This is a genomic window from Streptomyces sp. RB17, assembly GCF_009604455.1.
Taxonomy (GTDB): domain Bacteria; phylum Actinomycetota; class Actinomycetes; order Streptomycetales; family Streptomycetaceae; genus Streptomyces.
The window spans coordinates 390457-407305 of the sequence record NZ_WEGL01000009.1; the positions used below are offsets into that span (position 1 = coordinate 390457).

Annotated in this window: 14 protein-coding genes; 11 read left to right on the plus strand and 3 right to left on the minus strand. The window is 72.7% G+C overall.

What is annotated here, in order from left to right; translation table 11 throughout:
* The first annotated feature begins 212 nt into the window (after positions 1 to 212).
* On the plus strand, positions 213 to 1421 hold the full coding sequence (gene metK, locus SRB17_RS35680; protein WP_323376811.1) for a methionine adenosyltransferase: 1209 nt from the start codon (positions 213 to 215) through the stop codon (positions 1419 to 1421).
* On the opposite strand, the gene SRB17_RS35685 is transcribed toward metK, so the two are convergent.
* Entirely contained in the window at positions 1334 to 2212 is an 879-nt protein-coding gene (locus tag SRB17_RS35685; protein WP_153544702.1) for a S1 RNA-binding domain-containing protein, read from the minus strand. The genes metK and SRB17_RS35685 overlap by 88 nt on opposite strands.
* Positions 2213 to 2436: 224 nt before the next feature.
* Here SRB17_RS35685 and SRB17_RS35690 point away from each other — a divergent pair, with 224 nt between their 5' ends.
* The gene (locus tag SRB17_RS35690; protein ID WP_323376813.1) at positions 2437 to 4596 is read left to right on the plus strand and encodes a primosomal protein N'; all 2160 of its coding nucleotides are present in this window, start codon (positions 2437 to 2439) and stop codon (positions 4594 to 4596) included.
* Between the two features lie 191 nt (positions 4597 to 4787).
* On the opposite strand, the gene SRB17_RS35695 is transcribed toward SRB17_RS35690, so the two are convergent.
* Positions 4788 to 5336 carry a hypothetical protein gene (locus tag SRB17_RS35695; protein ID WP_153544706.1) on the minus strand — a complete coding sequence of 183 codons (549 nt, stop codon included), beginning with the start codon at positions 5334 to 5336 and terminating at the stop codon, positions 4788 to 4790.
* A 546-nt stretch (positions 5337 to 5882) separates the two neighbouring features.
* Here SRB17_RS35695 and fmt point away from each other — a divergent pair.
* From fmt to SRB17_RS35740, 9 genes are all read left to right on the plus strand, one after another.
* Positions 5883 to 6815 carry a methionyl-tRNA formyltransferase gene (fmt, locus tag SRB17_RS35700; RefSeq protein WP_153544708.1) on the plus strand — a complete coding sequence of 311 codons (933 nt, stop codon included), beginning with the start codon at positions 5883 to 5885 and terminating at the stop codon, positions 6813 to 6815.
* A gap of 79 nt (positions 6816 to 6894) precedes the next feature.
* On the plus strand, positions 6895 to 8313 hold the full coding sequence (locus SRB17_RS35705; protein WP_323376815.1) for an RsmB/NOP family class I SAM-dependent RNA methyltransferase: 1419 nt from the start codon (positions 6895 to 6897) through the stop codon (positions 8311 to 8313).
* Between the two features lie 133 nt (positions 8314 to 8446).
* Positions 8447 to 9133, plus strand: coding sequence for a ribulose-phosphate 3-epimerase (gene rpe, locus SRB17_RS35710; RefSeq protein ID WP_153544710.1), 687 nt, complete (start codon positions 8447 to 8449; stop codon positions 9131 to 9133).
* A 90-nt stretch (positions 9134 to 9223) separates the two neighbouring features.
* A complete protein-coding gene (locus SRB17_RS35715) occupies positions 9224 to 10267 on the plus strand; it encodes a sugar-binding domain-containing protein (protein WP_323376816.1) in 1044 nt (347 codons plus the stop codon).
* A gap of 1080 nt (positions 10268 to 11347) precedes the next feature.
* Positions 11348 to 11755: a ribonuclease domain-containing protein gene (locus tag SRB17_RS35720; protein WP_228396464.1), complete on the plus strand. Its 408-nt coding sequence runs from the start codon at positions 11348 to 11350 to the stop codon at positions 11753 to 11755.
* On the plus strand, positions 11752 to 12066 hold the full coding sequence (locus SRB17_RS35725; RefSeq protein WP_153544712.1) for a barstar family protein: 315 nt from the start codon (positions 11752 to 11754) through the stop codon (positions 12064 to 12066). Before SRB17_RS35720 ends, SRB17_RS35725 begins: the two co-directional genes overlap by 4 nt.
* 133 nt (positions 12067 to 12199) lie before the next feature.
* Positions 12200 to 13642: a GuaB1 family IMP dehydrogenase-related protein gene (locus SRB17_RS35730; RefSeq protein ID WP_323376820.1), complete on the plus strand. Its 1443-nt coding sequence runs from the start codon at positions 12200 to 12202 to the stop codon at positions 13640 to 13642.
* Positions 13643 to 13930: 288 nt separating this feature from the next.
* Positions 13931 to 15421 carry an amino acid permease gene (locus SRB17_RS35735; RefSeq protein ID WP_323376822.1) on the plus strand — a complete coding sequence of 497 codons (1491 nt, stop codon included), beginning with the start codon at positions 13931 to 13933 and terminating at the stop codon, positions 15419 to 15421.
* Positions 15422 to 15448: 27 nt separating this feature from the next.
* Positions 15449 to 15901 (plus strand): Lrp/AsnC family transcriptional regulator, encoded by a 453-nt coding sequence (locus SRB17_RS35740; RefSeq protein ID WP_031174468.1) that lies wholly within the window; start codon positions 15449 to 15451, stop codon positions 15899 to 15901.
* A gap of 18 nt (positions 15902 to 15919) precedes the next feature.
* On the opposite strand, the gene SRB17_RS35745 is transcribed toward SRB17_RS35740, so the two are convergent.
* Positions 15920 to 16660, minus strand: a complete 741-nt coding sequence (locus tag SRB17_RS35745) for a GntR family transcriptional regulator (protein ID WP_153544716.1) — start codon at positions 16658 to 16660, stop codon at positions 15920 to 15922.
* Positions 16661 to 16849 lie beyond the last annotated feature (189 nt).

A 16849-nucleotide genomic window follows, 5' to 3' on the forward strand; every position in this document is an offset into this window, starting at 1 on the left:
CGCCACGCCGAATAGGGGTGTGGCGCCCCTGGCCAAGGTCGCCCGGCATTGTGCAGAATGCCCGTGCCGCAGGTCACAGCACTCCCGAGAGGCGAGACGGGTGACCCATCGGCCGAGTGCGACCGATAAACTGTTCACGGTCGACGCCGGGCGCAGCCCCGCGCGTCGCCGCAAATGATCAGCCAGCAGCCGCTGCAACCACAGGGAGCGTTGTGTCCCGTCGCCTGTTCACCTCGGAGTCCGTGACCGAGGGTCACCCCGACAAGATCGCTGACCAGATCAGCGACACCATTCTCGACGCGCTTCTGCGCGAGGACCCGACCTCCCGGGTCGCCGTCGAGACGCTGATCACCACCGGCCTGGTGCACGTGGCCGGCGAGGTGACGACCAAGGCCTACGCGGACATCGCGACCCTGGTCCGCAACAAGATCCTCGAGATCGGCTACGACTCCTCCAAGAAGGGCTTCGACGGCGCCTCCTGCGGTGTGTCCGTGTCCATCGGCGCGCAGTCCCCGGACATCGCGCAGGGCGTGGACACGGCTTACGAGACCCGTGTCGAGGGCGACGACGACGAACTGGACAAGCAGGGCGCCGGCGACCAGGGCCTGATGTTCGGCTACGCGTCGGACGAGACGCCGACCCTGATGCCGCTGCCGATCTTCCTGGCGCACCGCCTGTCGAAGCGCCTGTCCGAGGTCCGCAAGAACGGCACGATCCCCTACCTGCGCCCGGACGGAAAGACGCAGGTCACCATCGAGTACGACGGCGACAAGGCCGTCCGCCTCGACACGGTGGTGGTCTCCTCGCAGCACGCCTCCGACATCGACCTGGAGTCGCTGCTGGCGCCCGACATCCGCGAGTTCGTCGTGGAGCCCGAGCTGAAGGCGCTCCTGGACGAGGGCATCAAGCTGGACACCGAGGGCTACCGCCTGCTGGTCAACCCGACCGGCCGCTTCGAGATCGGCGGCCCGATGGGCGACGCCGGCCTGACCGGCCGCAAGATCATCATCGACACCTACGGCGGCATGGCCCGCCACGGCGGCGGCGCCTTCTCCGGCAAGGACCCGTCCAAGGTGGACCGCTCGGCCGCGTACGCGATGCGCTGGGTCGCCAAGAACGTGGTGGCGGCCGGCCTGGCCTCCCGCTGCGAGGTCCAGGTCGCCTACGCCATCGGCAAGGCCGAGCCGGTGGGTCTGTTCGTGGAGACGTTCGGCACCGCCAAGGTCGACGCCGAGAAGATCGAGAAGGCGATCGACGAGGTCTTCGACCTCCGCCCCGCCGCGATCATCCGCGACCTCGACCTGCTGCGCCCGATCTACGCCCAGACGGCCGCCTACGGCCACTTCGGCCGCGAGCTGCCCGACTTCACCTGGGAGCGCACGGACCGCGTGGACGCCCTGCGCGCCGCCGTGGGCCTGTAGAGCCCGACCATCCTGCTCGCCGAGGCCCGGTTCCCCTTCACGGGGGGCCGGGCCTCGGCGTGCCGGGGATCAGCCGGCCGGCGCCCGTCCGGTCCGCCCAGGTCGTCGACGTGCACCAGGCCCTCCACGTCCTGGGCGATGCGGACGAAGGCGCCGAAGGGGAGCGTCTTGGTCACCGGGCCCCCCGCGATGCCCCCGACGCCCATGGCGAGCCGGTCCCGGGGGTCCGGCTGGGGGGCCTTGAGCGAGAGCGAGACCTGGCCCTGCCGGGTGTCCGCGACCAGCACCTCGCCGGTGATGTGCTGCCCCGGCCACACCACCTCAGCCGGATGATCGCAGCGCGACCACGACAGCTCCGGGACACGGACGAAACCGGTTCCGTCGAGGACCGGGTGCGCGGGCTCGCCGTCGATCCGCACGAAGACGCCGAAGGAGTGCACCGAGGACGCCGTCCCCGTGAGCACGCTTCCGTGCTCGATGCCGAGCAGGAAGCGGCGCAGTGGCTCGCACTCGCAGGCCTTCGCGGACAGCAGGACCCGGCCCTGTCCGTCCGCCCCCACCACCTCGCCCGTGATCCGCTGCCCCGTGCCAAAGATCTCCGACGGGTGCTCCACCCGGCGCCAGGACAGCTCGTGCCGGGGGACGCGGCCGGACGGGACGTCCGGGTCGTCGTCCAGTCGTACGACCACGTCGTCCCCGTCGAATCCGACAACGGTGCCGGACCTCACCTCCCCACGGACGGCCAGGCGGTGCCCTAGGCGTTCCAGCGGGTCCGGTGTCGGCTCGGTCATGGCCGCGAGCCCAGGCCCGCCGTTCCGCCCCCGGTGCCGAATTGACTGGCGGGCCCGGCCCGGCGGTGCCTACCCTGACGCCGTCGGCGCCGCCCGGTGCGAAGGCCGCGGTTACTTCGTGGAGTGCGCCCTGCGGGGCGTGCGGTGAAGCTGAATCCGTACCGCTGCCGATCCGGATCTCGGGCGGGCGTCGGTTGTCAGCGCCGTTTGGTAAGAATGCAAACGTGAGCAGCGAGAACGGGGTGCCCCGGCCGGACGGGGACGGCGGAGCCGAAGGGGCGCCGCCGGAGCAGCTCGCGCTCATCCGGGAGAGCGTGCGGAAGGCGAAGGTGCCGCGGGCCAAGCCGCGCACCTGGCGGGGGGCCGCGGTAGCCCCGCAGCTGCCCGTCGCCCGGGTGCTGGTCGACAAGGGTGTGCTGCACCTCGACCGGTACTTCGACTACGCCGTGCCGGCCGAGCTGGACGAACAGGCGCAGCCCGGCGTGCGGGTCCGGGTGCGGTTCGGGGCCGGGCGGGGCCGGGTCCGGGAAGGGCGCCGCGAGGGCGGCGGGCTCATCGACGGGTTCCTCGTGGAGCGGCGGGCCGAGTCCGACTACTCCGGGCCGCTGGCCGCGCTGGCCCAGGTCGTGTCGCCGGAGCCGGTGCTGAGCGAGGAGCTGCTGGGCCTCGCGCGGGCCGTGGCCGACCGGTACGCCGGAAGCCTCGCCGACGTGCTCCAGCTGGCCGTGCCGCCGCGCAGCGCCCGGGCCGAACAACGGCCGTCGCCCGCGCCGCTGCCCCCGCCGACCGAGCCGGAGACGGCCTCCTGGGGGCGGTACGAGCACGGGGACGCATTCCTCCACGCCCTGGCCTCCGGCGGGTCGCCCAGGGCCGTCTGGAACGCCCTGCCGGGCCCGCTGTGGAGCGAGGAACTGGCCCGCGCCGTCGCCGCCACGCTCGCCTCCGGACGCGGCGCCCTCGTCGTCGTACCGGACGGGCGGGCCGCCGCGCGGGTCGACGCCGCGCTCACCGCACTGCTCGGCACGGGCCGGCACGTGCTGCTCACGGCCGACGCGGGGCCCGAGAAGCGGTATGCGCAGTGGCTCGCGGTGCGCCGGGGATCCGTACGGGCCGTGGTCGGGACCCGGGCAGCCATGTTCGCGCCCGTGCAGGACCTGGGGCTCGTCGCCATCTGGGACGACGGCGACGACAGCCACAGCGAGCAGCACGCCCCGCAACCGCACGCCCGGGATGTACTGCTGTTGCGGGCGGCTCTGGACAAGTGCGCCTATCTGCTGGGGAGTTGGAGCTGCACCGTGGAGGCCGCCCAGCTCGTCGAGAGCGGCTGGGCGCGGCCGCTGGTCGCCGGGCGGGAGCAGGTGCGGCGGGCCGCCCCTCTTGTCCGCACGGTCGGGGACGGCGACCTCGCCCGCGACGAGGCCGCCCGCGCCGCCCGGCTGCCGACCCTCGCCTGGCAGGCGGCCCGCGACGGGCTGCGGCACGGACCGGTGCTCGTCCAGGTGCCGCGCCGCGGCTACGCCCCCCGCATGGCCTGCGACCGGTGCCGGGCGCCCGCCCGGTGCCGGCAGTGCTCCGGGCCGCTCCAGGGGCAGGACGCGGAGGTGCTGCGGTGCGGCTGGTGCGGGCGGGAGGAGAGCGCCTGGCACTGCCCGGAGTGCGGCGGCTTCCGGCTGCGGGCCCAGGTCGTGGGGGCGCGGCGGACGGCCGAGGAGCTGGGGCGCGCTTTCCCCGCCGTCCCCGTGCGCACCTCGGGCCGGGAGCATGTGCTGGACACGGTGCCGGGCACACCCGCCCTCGTCGTGAGCACACCGGGAGCCGAACCGGTCGCCGAGGGCGGCTACGCGGCGGCCCTCCTGCTGGACGGCTGGGCCATGCTCGTACGCCCCGACCTGCGGGCCGGCGAGGACGCGCTGCGCCGGTGGATCGCGGCGGGCGCGCTGGTACGGCCGCAGAGCGAGGGGGGCACGGTGGTCGTGGTGGCCGAGCCGACCCTGCGGCCGGTGCAGGCGCTGGTGCGCTGGGATCCCGTCGGGCACGCGGTGCGGGAACTGTCGGAGCGGGCCGAGCTGGGCTTCCCGCCGGTGTCGCGGATGGCGGCCGTGTCCGGGACGCCCGCGGCCGTCGCCGAGTTCCTGGCCTCGGTCGAACTGCCGCCGGACGCGGAGGTGCTGGGGCCGGTGCCGATACCGCCGACGCATCCCGGCGGGTCCCGCAGGCCCGGAGCGCCGCCGCCGGGCGAGCACTGGGAGCGGGCCCTGGTCCGGGTGCCGCCGGGCCGTGGGGCCGCGCTGGCCGCCGCGCTGAAGACCGCCCAGGCCGCGCGCATGGCACGGGGGAGCGGGGAGGCGGTGCGGGTGCGGATCGATCCGCCGGACATCGGGTGACGGGGGGTGTTCCGGGTGGTGTCCGGGTGGTGTCCGGGTGGTGTTCAACCCGTGGGGTTGCTCGCCGTCGGCGGCCGTCCGGTGGTTGTGCGGTCGCGCCGGTTCGTCCGTCCAAGCGCGTGTCTGCCCTCCCGGGCGTCCGAGAGGGCAGGGGGATGCGTCAGCCGTCGCCCAGCGTCGCCGAGCGTTGCTCAGCCGTTGCGCGGGCCGGGGAAGGCCGTCGGGCGGGCCTCGTCGCGCTCGCGCAGGGCCGGGCTGCCCGCGGTCGGCTGCGTGGGCATCGAGCGGGCCGCGGGGACCGTCGGGACCGCGGGCAGGCCGGTGTTCACATTGAGCGTGCGGGAGCCGGCCGGCTCCGTGGCCGGCTCGGCCTCGGCGGGTGCCTGGGCCGCGGCGCGGCGGGCACCGTAACGTCGGTGCACCGCCTGCTTGGTGACGCCGAGCGCCGAGCCCACCGCGTCCCACGAGAAGCCGAGTGAGCGGTCGAAGTCCACGGCGGCCGTGACCAGGGTTTCGACACTGTCCCGGAGTTCCTGGGCAAGGCGCACCGTCGGGGCGGGGGCGCGTCCGTAGACGACGAAGCCCGTGGACGGGCCGGAGCGGCGCGGACGGTAGACGTTGCCCAGCTGGGCGGTGAGTGTGCGCAGCGCGTCCACCTGCCGGCGGACTCGCTCGATGTCCCGCACCAGCAAGTGCAGGCTGGCCCGGGCCTGGGCGTCGTGGGTTGCGTGGTCGGCCATGAACAAGCCTCTCGAACCGGCGTTGAAAGGAATTGGGCCGAGAAAGCGGCCCTAAGTGGTCAACTCTTTCTTGACCAACGCGTGTGCGCTCCGCTGGTCACGGGGTGGGGGCGTACGGGCATATGCATACGCCGGTCGTTGGGGTGCGCGCCGTGTGGGGTTTGGGTTTTTTGTTCTCCCACCCGCGCACCACCCGTTTCCGGTCGGCCGAGAGGCTGGACGACCTGTGGGGGTTGTCCGCCGTCGGCGTCTGCGGGGCTGCTTCGCCGGTCGTCATCGGGCCCGGTGGCCGTCTGGACTCCGCTCGTCCGTCTGTGCGTCCGCCGTCCGATTGTGCGTACGGCCTTGGCCGTCAGCCGTCAGCCGTCAGCCGTCAGCCGTCAGCCGTCCGTCTCCGTCCTGGTCTACGTCCGCGCGGGTCCCCGTCCGTTGCGTGTCCGCCGTCCGCATGCGCGGCCGTTCGTGCGGGTGGGTTGTCGGGGGTCGCTTGGTCATAGACTGGTGCGCTGCCCGTTCAACCCCCGCCCGAGAGGCCCGAACCCGCCCATGAAGCTTGTCTTCGCCGGTACACCTGAGGTCGCCGTTCCCGCTCTGGACGCTCTGATCGCTTCCGGGCGGCACGAGGTGGCCGCCGTCGTCACGCGGCCCGACGCGCCGGCCGGGCGTGGGCGCCGGCTGGTCGCGTCGCCCGTGGCCGAGCGGGCGGAGGAGGCCGGGATCGAGGTGCTGAAGCCGGTCAGGCCGCGGGACCCGGAGTTCCTGGAGCGGCTGAAGGAGATCGCGCCGGACTGCTGTCCGGTCGTGGCCTACGGCGCCCTGCTGCCCCGCGTGGCCCTCGACATCCCCGCCCATGGCTGGGTCAACCTGCACTTCTCGCTGCTGCCCGCCTGGCGGGGAGCAGCTCCCGTGCAGCACTCCATCATGGCCGGCGACGAGATCACCGGGGCGTCGACGTTCCTCATCGAGGAGGGTCTCGACTCCGGTCCCGTCTACGGCACCGTGACCGAGCAGATCCGGCCCACCGACACCAGCGGCGACCTGCTCACCCGGCTCGCCTTCGCCGGTGCGGGGCTGCTCGCGGCCACCATGGACGGTATCGAGGACGGCACCCTGAAGGCCGTACCGCAGCCGGCCGAGGGCATCACCGACGCGCCGAAGATCACCGTCGAGGACGCCAAGGTCGACTGGGCCGCGCCCGCGCTGCGCGTCGACCGGGTCGTGCGCGGCTGCACCCCGGCGCCCGGCGCCTGGACCACCTTCCGCGGCGAACGGCTCAAGCTCATCCAGGTCACCCCGGTGCCGGAGCGCACCGACCTGGCCCCGGGGCGGATGGCGGCCGGCAAGAACAGCGTGCACGTGGGCACCGGTTCGTACGCCGTCGAGCTGCTGTGGGTGCAGGCACAGGGCAAGAAGCCGATGCGGGCGGCCGACTGGGCGCGCGGCGTGCGGATCGCCGAGAGCGAGACGCTCGGCGGCTGAGGCCCGGGCGGTGAGGGTGGCGGTGCGCCGACGTAGGCTGGACACCGCACCCCTTCTTCACATCCGGAGCACCTTTTTCGTGAGCGAGCAGTCCCGGCGGCCCCGCAGGCCCGCCAAGCCCTACCGCCGTCCGCAGAAGGACCCCGTCCGCATCCTGGCCTTCGAGGCGCTGCGCGCGGTCGACGAGCGGGACGCGTACGCCAACCTCGTGCTGCCTCCGCTGCTGAGGAAGGCCCGCGACAAGGGCGACTTCGACGCGCGGGACGCCGCCCTCGCCACCGAGCTGGTCTACGGCACGCTGCGCCGGCAGGGGACGTACGACGCGGTGATCGCCGCCTGTGTCGACCGGCCGCTCCGCGAGGTCGACCCGCCGGTGCTCGACGTGCTCAGCCTCGGTGTGCACCAACTGCTCGGGACGCGGATCCCGACGCACGCCGCCGTGTCCTCCTCCGTGGAGCTGGCGCGGGTGGTGCTCGGTGACGGGCGCGCCAAGTTCGTCAACGCCGTGCTGCGGAAGGTGGCCCAGGACGACCTCGAGGGGTGGATCGAGAAGGTCGCGCCCCCTTATGACGAGGATCCGGAGGATCACCTCGCGGTCGTCCACTCGCATCCCCGCTGGGTCGTCTCCGCCCTGTGGGACTCCCTCGGTGGCGGGCGCGCCGGCATCGAGGACCTGCTGGCGGCCGACAACGAACGGCCCGAGGTGACCCTGGTCGCGCGGCCGGGGCGGGCCACCGTCGAGGAACTGCTCGGTGAGGAGGCCGCCGTGCCGGGGCGCTGGTCGCCGTACGCCGTGCGGCTTGCCGAGGGCGGGGAGCCGGGCGCCGTGCCGGCGGTGGGCGAAGGACGGGCCGGAGTGCAGGACGAGGGCAGCCAGCTGGTCGCCCTCGCGCTCGCGGGCGCGCCCCTGGAGGGGTCCGACAGCATGTGGCTCGACGGGTGCGCCGGGCCGGGCGGGAAGGCCGCCCTGCTGGCCGCCCTCGCCGCGGAGCGCGGGGCCACGCTGCTCGCCTCCGAGAAGCAGCCGCACCGGGCGGGTCTCGTCGCCAAGGCGCTGGCCGGCAACCCGGGGCCCTACCAGGTGATCGCCGCCGACGGCACCCGGCCGCCGTGGCGGCCCGGCACCTTCGACCGCGTGCTCATGGACGTGCCGTGCACCGGGCTCGGCGCGCTGCGCCGGCGTCCCGAGGCCCGCTGGCGGCGCCGCCCGGAGGACCTCGACAACTTCGCGCCCCTCCAGCGCGCCCTGCTGCGCACCGCGCTCGACTCGGTGCGCGTCGGCGGGATCGTCGGCTACGCGACCTGCTCCCCGCATCTCGCCGAGACCCGCGCGGTCGTCGCCGACGTCCTCAAGCAGCACCCCGACGCCGAGCTGATCGACGCCCGCCCCCTGCTTCCGGGCGTGCCCGCACTGGGCGAGGGCCCGGACATCCAACTCTGGCCCCACCTCCACGGCACGGACGCGATGTACCTGGCCCTGATCCGCAGAACCGGTTGAAACGCCGCTGGGTGACAGCGCCCCGAAAGGGGCGCGGGGAACTGCGCGAGCAACCACCACTCACCCGCAGACGAATCACCACCGCAATGGACCGCCGTTACAGCCCAGCGCAGCGGCATGGCAGGCTTGGGGCATGGCCGTGCAGATCAACCCCAGCATCCTGTCCGCCGACTTCGCCCGCCTCGCGGAGGAGGCCAAGGCGGTCCAAGGCGCCGACTGGCTCCACGTCGACGTCATGGACAACCACTTCGTCCCGAACCTCACGCTCGGCGTGCCGGTCGTGGAGTCCCTGGCGCGCGCGACGGACACCCCGCTGGACTGCCACCTGATGATCGAGGACCCCGACCGGTGGGCGCCCCAGTACGTCGAGGCGGGCGCCTCCTCCGTCACCTTCCACGTGGAGGCCGCCGCCGCTCCGGTGCGACTCGCCCGGGAGATCCGCGCCAAGGGTGCCCGCGCCTCCATGGCGCTGAAGCCCGCGACGCCGATCGAGCCGTTCGAGGACCTGCTCCCGGAGCTCGACATGCTGTTGATCATGACGGTCGAGCCCGGCTTCGGCGGCCAGGCGTTCCTCGACATCATGCTGCCGAAGATCCGCCGCACCCGTGAGCTGATCAGCAAGCACGGCCTGCAGCTGTGGCTCCAGGTGGACGGCGGTGTCTCGGCCTCCACGATCGAGCGGTGCGCGGACGCCGGAGCGGATGTGTTCGTGGCAGGCTCGGCGGTGTACGGGGCGAAGGACCCGGCGGAGGCGGTCCGTGCCCTGCGCGCGCAGGCCGACACGGCTGCCGCCAAGGCGTCCTGGGCATGCGACCACTGAGCCACAGGTACGTGAACGGTTAAGTGATCGGCCCCTATCGGGGCCGATCCGCAGCGCCGAATCTGCAAGGATGAACGGCGAATCCAGAGTGTGAACAGCAGTGAGGAGATCGCCGTGTCGGGTATGTCGGCGGGCCGGTCAGCCATGCGGATGGGACCCGCTGAGCTGGTGCAGGCGGCGGCCATGGCCCGCCGCTTCTACCTCGAGGGCAAGTCCAAGATCCAGATCGCGGAGGAGTTCGGCGTCAGCCGCTTCAAGGTGGCCCGGGTCCTGGAGACGGCTCTCGAACGGGATCTCGTGCGCATCGAGATCCGTGTCCCGGCCGAGCTGGACGCCGATCGCTCCGACGCGCTCCGTGCCCGCTACGGCCTGCGGCACGCTGTCGTGGTCGAGTCCCCGGCCGAGGCCGAGGAGACCCCCGACCCCGAGAACCTGGGGGAAGTGGCCGCCGACCTGCTCGGCGAGCTCGTCGACGAGGGGGACGTGCTCGGGCTGGCCTGGGGCCGGTCCACCATCCACATGGCGGCGGCGCTGGACCGGCTGCCGCCGTGCACGGTGGTGCAGCTGACGGGCGTGTACGACGCCGGGACCTCGGAGCGTGGCTCGGTCGAGGCCGTGCGCCGCGCCGCCCAGGTGTCGGGCGGCGACGCCCACCCCATCTACGCGCCGATGCTGCTGCCGGACGCGGCCACCGCGGCCGCGCTGCGCAACCAGACCGGGATCGCCCGGGCCTTCGAGTATTTCGACAAGGTCACGGTCGCCTGCGTCTCCATCGGCTCCTGGGAGCCGGGCATCTCGACCGTGCACGACATGCTCAGCGACGAGGAGCGGGCGCACTACGCCTCGCTCGGCGTCGCCGCCGAGATGGCCGCGCACCTCTTCGACGCCGAGGGGCGCCGGATCGGGCGGGACCTGGGGGAGCGGTGCATCACCGTCAAGGCCGACCAGCTGCGTCGTATCCCGGAGGTCGTGGCGATCGCCGGCGGTCAGCGCAAGGCGTCCGCGATCGACGCGGTGCTGCGGTCCGGGCTGGTCACCAGCCTGGTCACGGACACCTCCGCCGCGGACTACCTGATGACGGCCGGCCCGACGCCGAAGCCGGCGCTCAGCCGCGCGGACCCCGACGGCCACTGAGGGCTCCGCGGCGGGCGGGGTTCTCGCGGTGGGGGCAACGGGGCGGATCGACGGGGCAGGTCGTACGGCGAGACCACGGGCCGGCACTGGGCCGGCTCTCGTGGTCGGTCCACGGGCCGTTGCGGGTCTCAGCGACAGGCCCAGCGGTTTGCGGCGGGCGGTGGCGGTCGGCGCGTCGTGGGCCCTCCACTGCGGGGGCGAGTGGGTGTCGGCTCGCCGTGTGCGGCGGGTGTGGCTCGTCGTGTCGGCGGTCGAGGTCGGTGCGGCCGCTGGGGTGGGCGTGCGGGCGTCGTCGGTCGCGGACTGGCCGGTGTTGTGCGGGGGCGGGCGGGTGTCGGCTCGTCGTGTCCGGCGTGGTGCGGCACGTTGCGTCGGGGCGGGCGGCGGCGGGTCGCGGCGGCGTGGGAACCGTGCGGCCGTGGCAGCATCGTCGGCATGTCGCCGTGGTTCGTCCCTCGCATGCCCAGATGGCCCGTGACATCGTCCCGGGCGGCCGGACGGCCGTCACCCCGGACGGCCGGGCAATCCATGGCGCCGCCCCACACGCCTGGACGCCCGTCAACGCTGCCCCGCACGCCCAGCCGGCCCCTGACGGCGCCCCGCACCCCCGGGCGGACCCCCACGCTGCCCCGCACGCCCAGCCGGCCCCTGAGGCCGTCCCGCACCTCCACGCGACCCCTGGCGCTGCCCTGCACGCCCAGCCAGCCCCTGACGACGCCCCGCACGCCCAGCCGGCCCCTGAGGCCGTCCCGCACCTCCACGCGACCCCTGACGTCGCCCCGCAGTCCTGGGCGGACCTACGCACCGCCCCGCACCCCCGGGCGGACCCCCACGCTGTCCCGCACGCCCAGCCGGCCCCTGACGGCGCCCCGCACGCCCAGCCAGTCCCTGACGCCGTCCCGCACACTGAGCCAGACCCTCACGGCGCCCCGGACACCAAGCCGGCCCCTGACGCCGTCCCGCACACCAAGCCGGCCCCTGACGGCGCCCCGCACCCCCGGGCGGACCTACGCACCGCCCCGCCCGATCTGCCCCGCCCCCGGAGGCTCCTCATGGGCACCGGCCCGCGTTGTCGCCGGGCTGGTGGCCGTTGTTCTCGTCGTCCTGCTCGCCGGATGTTCGTCCGGTTCGGGGGCCGGTGCCGGCGCCGGGGTGAGGACGGGGCCGGGAGTGGTCGGTACGAGTGCGTCCGTGCCGGCGTGGGCGCACGGTATGGGCACGGTCAGGGAGTCGCGGCTGCCGGTCGAGGCGCGCAGGACGCTCGTACTGATCGACAAGGGCGGGCCCTTCCCGTACGCCAAGGACGGTGTCGTCTTCGGGAACTTCGAGGGGCATCTGCCGAAGCACCGGCGCGGCTACTACCACGAGTACACGGTCAGCACGCCCGGCTCGCACGATCGCGGTGCCCGGCGCATGGTCACGGGGCAGGGCGGCGAGATCTACTACACCGATGATCACTACAACTCGTTCCGGGCGGTGCTGAGATGAAGGAACTCGTGGTCACGCTGGACCTCGACGGAGTCGCGGACAAGGCCGGCCTGATGGACCGTGCGGCCCGTGCCCTCGCGCTGCCCGACTGGTTCGGCCGCAACTGGGACGCCCTGGCCGACTCCCTCGGTGACCACACGGTGTGGCCCGAGGACGCGGTCGAGAGGGGACTGCTGATCGTCGTGCGGAACTGGCGGCCGTACGCCGAGGCCCGGCCGGACGAGTGGCGGATCGCGCAGGAGGTGTTCGCCGAGGCCGCGGACCACACACCCGCCCTGTCCGTCGCCCTCGCTCTCGGAGGATCCTCCTAAGTGATCGGCGCTCACCCTGGAGGTTCTGTGCCGGCATGACAACCCGCCCGACATGGGACAATGAAGTACGTGCTCTTTTCCCCCTGGCGCACCCGTCGGGGGGTCACCTCTGATCGACTGGGATGTGCGGCACGTGCGTTTCCTCAATGACATCCAGCCCGCGTACGACCTGACGTACGACGACGTGTTCATGGTGCCGAGCCGCTCCGCGGTGGGCTCGCGTCAGGGTGTGGACCTCAGCTCGCCGGACGGCACGGGCACCACCATCCCGCTCGTCGTGGCCAACATGACCGCAATCGCCGGCCGCCGCATGGCCGAGACGATGGCCCGCCGCGGCGGTCTGGTGGTCATCCCGCAGGACATCCCGATCGACGTCGTCACCGACGTCGTCTCCTGGGTGAAGAGCCGGCACCTGGTGCTCGACACGCCGATCGTGCTGGCCCCGCACCAGACCGTCGCCGACGCCCTGGCGCTGCTGCCCAAGCGCGCCCACAACGCCGGTGTGGTCGTGGACGAGGAGCAGCGGCCCGTCGGCGTCGTCACCGACGCGGACCTCACCGGCGTCGACCGCTTCACCCAGCTCGAAGTGGTCATGTCCAAGGACCTGCTGCTGCTCGACGCGGACATCGACCCGCGCGAGGCCTTCAACACCCTGGACCACCACAACCGCCGCTACGCCCCGGCCGTCGACAAGGACGGCAAGCTGGCCGGCATCCTCACCCGCAAGGGCGCCCTGCGCGCCACGCTGTACACCCCGGCGGTCGACGCGAACGGCAAGCTGCGCATCGCCGCCGCCGTCGGCATCAACGGCGACGTGGCGGGCAAGGCCAAGCAGCTGCTCGACGCGGGCGTGGACACGCTCGTCATCGACACCGCGCACGGCCACCAGGAGTCGATGATCACCGCCGTCAAGCTGGTGCGGGCGCTCGACCCGCAGGTGCCTATCGTCGCGGGCAACATCGTCTCCGCCGAGGGCGTGAAGGACCTGATCGACGCCGGCGCGGACATCATCAAGGTCGGTGTGGGCCCCGGCGCCATGTGCACCACCCGCATGATGACCGGCGTGGGCCGGCCGCAGTTCTCCGCGGTCCTGGAGTGCGCCGCCGAGGCGAGGAAGTACGGCAAGCACGTGTGGGCCGACGGCGGTGTCCGCCACCCGCGCGACGTGGCCATGGCCCTCGCGGCCGGCGCGTCCAACGTGATGGTCGGCTCCTGGTTCGCCGGCACCTACGAGTCCCCGGGCGACCTCCAGCACGACGCCAACGGCCGCGCCTACAAGGAGTCCTTCGGCATGGCGTCCGCGCGTGCGGTCGCCAACCGTACGTCGGAGGAGTCGGCGTACGACCGTGCCCGCAAGGCGCTCTTCGAGGAGGGCATCTCCACCTCGCGCATGTTCCTCGACCCGGCCCGCCCGGGTGTCGAGGACCTGATCGACTCGATCATCGCGGGTGTCCGCTCCTCCTGCACCTACGCCGGTGCCGGCTCCCTGGAGGAGTTCGCCGAGAAGGCCATCGTGGGTATCCAGAGCGCCGCCGGCTATGCCGAGGGCAAGCCGCTGCACGCGAGCTGGAGCTGAGCCCAACTCCCTTCCGTACGGCCCCCGTTGTTCCCGTTCGCCGGGAGAACGGGGGCCGTTGCCCTGCAACGGTCGACAGCCGGCGCACAACGATTTGTCATTCCGGGCCGAGGAACGCAATGATCATGCGGGGACGCGCAAGGTTGCTGCATTACGCCCGTGAAGGCCACCCCCGTAAGGTGCTGCGCTGTACGTGGCGTGGCGGGGACTCCGCTCGGTCGGCTCCTGCCCTCGCAGGCTGCCACCGGTCCCCGAACGCAATGACCGGCAGGACGAAGGAGCCAGCGCGTGCTCGACCAAGGCGCACCCCCGCACGACCGCACAGCGACCGCCCCCGCATCCCCGGGCGTCGCCGCGCGCCTCATGCGGCGCAAGCCCGTGGAACGCCTGGTCGCGGAGGGCGGCCAGGGCGAGGGAGGCTCGCTCCGGCGGTCCCTCGGCCTGTGGCAGCTCACCATGATCAGCATCGGTGCCACCCTCGGCACCGGCATCTTCGTCGTCCTCGGCGAGGCCGTCCCCAAGGCGGGTCCGGCCGTCACCCTGTCCTTCGTGATTGCCGGCCTCACCGCGCTGTTCTCCGCCCTGTCCTACGCCGAGCTGGCGGGCACCATCCCCGTCTCCGGCTCCTCGTACTCGTACGCATACGCAACGATGGGCGAACTGATCGCCTGGGTCTGCGGCTGGTGCCTGCTGCTGGAGTACGGCGTTTCGGTCGCCGCCGTGGCCGTCGGCTGGGGCGAGTACCTGAACGAGCTGCTGAGCGGCACCATCGGCGTCACCATCCCGAAGGCCTTCGCCAACCCGCCCGGCGTCGACGGCGGTGTCTTCAACCTGCCCGCCCTGATCGTCGTGATCCTCGCGATGGTGTTCCTGCTGGGCGGCGCCAAGGAGTCCGCGCGGGCCAACACCATCATGGTGTCCGTGAAGATCGCCGCGCTGATCCTGTTCTGCGCGATCGGCTTCATGGGCTTCAAGTCCGGCAACTACTCCCACTTCATGCCGCTCGGCATGGCGGGCGTCAGCGGCGCCGGCGCCACGCTGTTCTTCTCGTACATCGGCTTCGACGCCGCCTCCACCGCCGGTGAGGAGGCCAAGGACGCCCAGCGCGACCTGCCTCGCGCGATCATGCTGTCCCTGGTCATCGTGACCGCCCTGTACGTGCTGGTCGCCGCCGTCGCCGTCGGTGCCAAGCCGTGGCGGAGCTTCAACGACTCCGAGGCCACGCTCGCCCAGATCATGAAGGACGTCACCGGGCAGAGCTTCTGGGGCACCCTGCTGGCCTTCTGCGCGGTCATCGCCATCGCGAGCGTCGTCCTGACCGTGCTCTACGGCCAGACCCGCATCCTGTTCGCCATGTCCCGCGACGGCCTGGTGCCCAAGATCTTCGCCAGGGTCCACCCGAAGACCGGCGCCCCGCGCGCCAACACGGTCATCGTGTCACTGTTCTGCGGTGTCCTCGCCGCCGCGATCCCGCTCGGCCAGCTGGCGGACGCCACGAGCATCGGCACGCTGTTCGCCTTCGCGCTGGTCAACGTCGCGGTCGTGGTGCTGCGCCGGACGCGCCCGCACATGAAGCGCACCTTCCGCGTCCCGCTGTCGCCGGTGCTGCCCGCGCTGGGCTTCGCCTTCTGCGTGTGGATGATGGGCAGCCTGTCCACCGTCACCTGGATGGTGTTCGGTGTCTGGATGGCCGTCGGGCTCGTGTTCTACTTCGTATACGGCTATCGCCGTTCCCGTCTCGCGACCGGTGACGGCCTCGCGGTGACGGCAGAGAAGTGACCGGACCGAAGAAGTGAAACACCCGCTGTGCTGAACGATCTCGACGAACGTATCGTGCACGCCCTCGCCGAGGACGCCCGCCGCTCCTACGCCGACATCGGGCAGATGGTCGGCCTGTCCGCGCCCGCGGTGAAGCGGCGCGTGGACCGGCTGCGGGCCACCGGAGCGATCACCGGATTCACCGTGCGGGTGGATCCGGCGGCGCTCGGCTGGGAGACCGAGGGCTACATCGAGATCTACTGCCGGCGGAACACCTCGCCGGACACCATCCAGCGGGGCCTGGAGCGGTATCAGGAGGTCGTGGCCGCGTCCACCGTGACCGGGGACGCGGACGCGATCGCGCAGGTCTTCGCCTCCGACATGCGTCACTTCGAGCGGGTGCTGGAGCGGATCGCCGGGGAGCCGTTCGTGGAGCGGACCAAGTCGGTGCTGGTGCTGTCGCCGTTGCTGCGGCGTTTCTCTTCGGGGGCGCCGGGGTAGGCGGCGGTCCCCGCGGCTCTACTCCGCCGTCTTGCGCGCCAGCGCATTGTTGTCGATCGAGTTCCGCACGCTGAAGCTCACCGCGTCCGAGCGGTACCGGTCGTCCGACCACTCCACCGGCCGCCCTTCCCGGGTCGTCGTCACGCGTCGCACCCGCAGCAGCGGACTCGTGCGGCGAACCCCCAGCAGCTCGGCGTCCTGCGCCCCGGCGGCGACCGCGTCGATGACATGCTCCCCGTACGCGAAGACAAGCCCCGTGTCGTCGTACAGCCGCTGGGTGACCGAGGGGCACTCCGGCTCGATCGACTCGACCGCCGGGGAGATCCAGTCGGCGTACACCGTGCGTTCGAGCAGCACCGGTTCGCCGTCCAGACCGCGCACCCGGAGCACGTGCAACACCTGTGTGCCGAGGGGAAGTTGGAGGCGTACGGCGTCCTCGGCCGTGGCAGGGCGGTACTCCTGGGACACCACCTGGCCCGTGGCCTCGCGGCCCATCGCGCGGGCCCACTGGGCGAAGCTGCGCAGTTCCTCGAAGCTCTGGCTGCGGCGGCTCGCGAGCACGACGCGGCGGGCGCCCTGGCGGGAGCCGATGAGCCCCTCGGAGGTCAGGGCGGCGACGGCCTGGCGGACCGTACCGCGTGAGACGCCGTAGGCCGCGGCGAGCTCCGACTCCGAGGGCAGCCGGCTGCCGACCGTGTACTCCTCGCGGTCGATCGCGCGCCGCAGCTCGTCGGCGATCTCCTCGTGTCGCGCCGTCATGCTTCCCCTCTGCTCAGGTCACTGTGCACAGCGTGACCAGCCTAATCGAGACCTGAGCGTGATCTGAAACGGCCTGGATTGTGCAGCCAACCAGGGCCCAAAGTTTCGCTCCCGTTTACAGACAGGACACCGCGAGCGGGCGTACTGTGACCCAACTTGTTCAGACAAGTTCTCCGCACTGCCTCAACC

Excerpts from the sequence above, each read along its gene's own strand:
- SRB17_RS35685 (WP_153544702.1), bottom strand. The coding sequence starts at position 2,212 with ATGACCGAGCCGACACCGGACCCGCTGGAACGCCTAGGGCACCGCCTG.
- SRB17_RS35695 (WP_153544706.1), bottom strand. The coding sequence starts at position 5,336 with ATGGCCGACCACGCAACCCACGACGCCCAGGCCCGGGCCAGCCTGCAC.
- fmt (WP_153544708.1), top strand. The coding sequence starts at position 5,883 with ATGAAGCTTGTCTTCGCCGGTACACCTGAGGTCGCCGTTCCCGCTCTG.
- rpe (WP_153544710.1), top strand. The coding sequence starts at position 8,447 with ATGGCCGTGCAGATCAACCCCAGCATCCTGTCCGCCGACTTCGCCCGC.
- SRB17_RS35725 (WP_153544712.1), top strand. The coding sequence starts at position 11,752 with ATGAAGGAACTCGTGGTCACGCTGGACCTCGACGGAGTCGCGGACAAG.
- SRB17_RS35745 (WP_153544716.1), bottom strand. The coding sequence starts at position 16,660 with ATGACGGCGCGACACGAGGAGATCGCCGACGAGCTGCGGCGCGCGATC.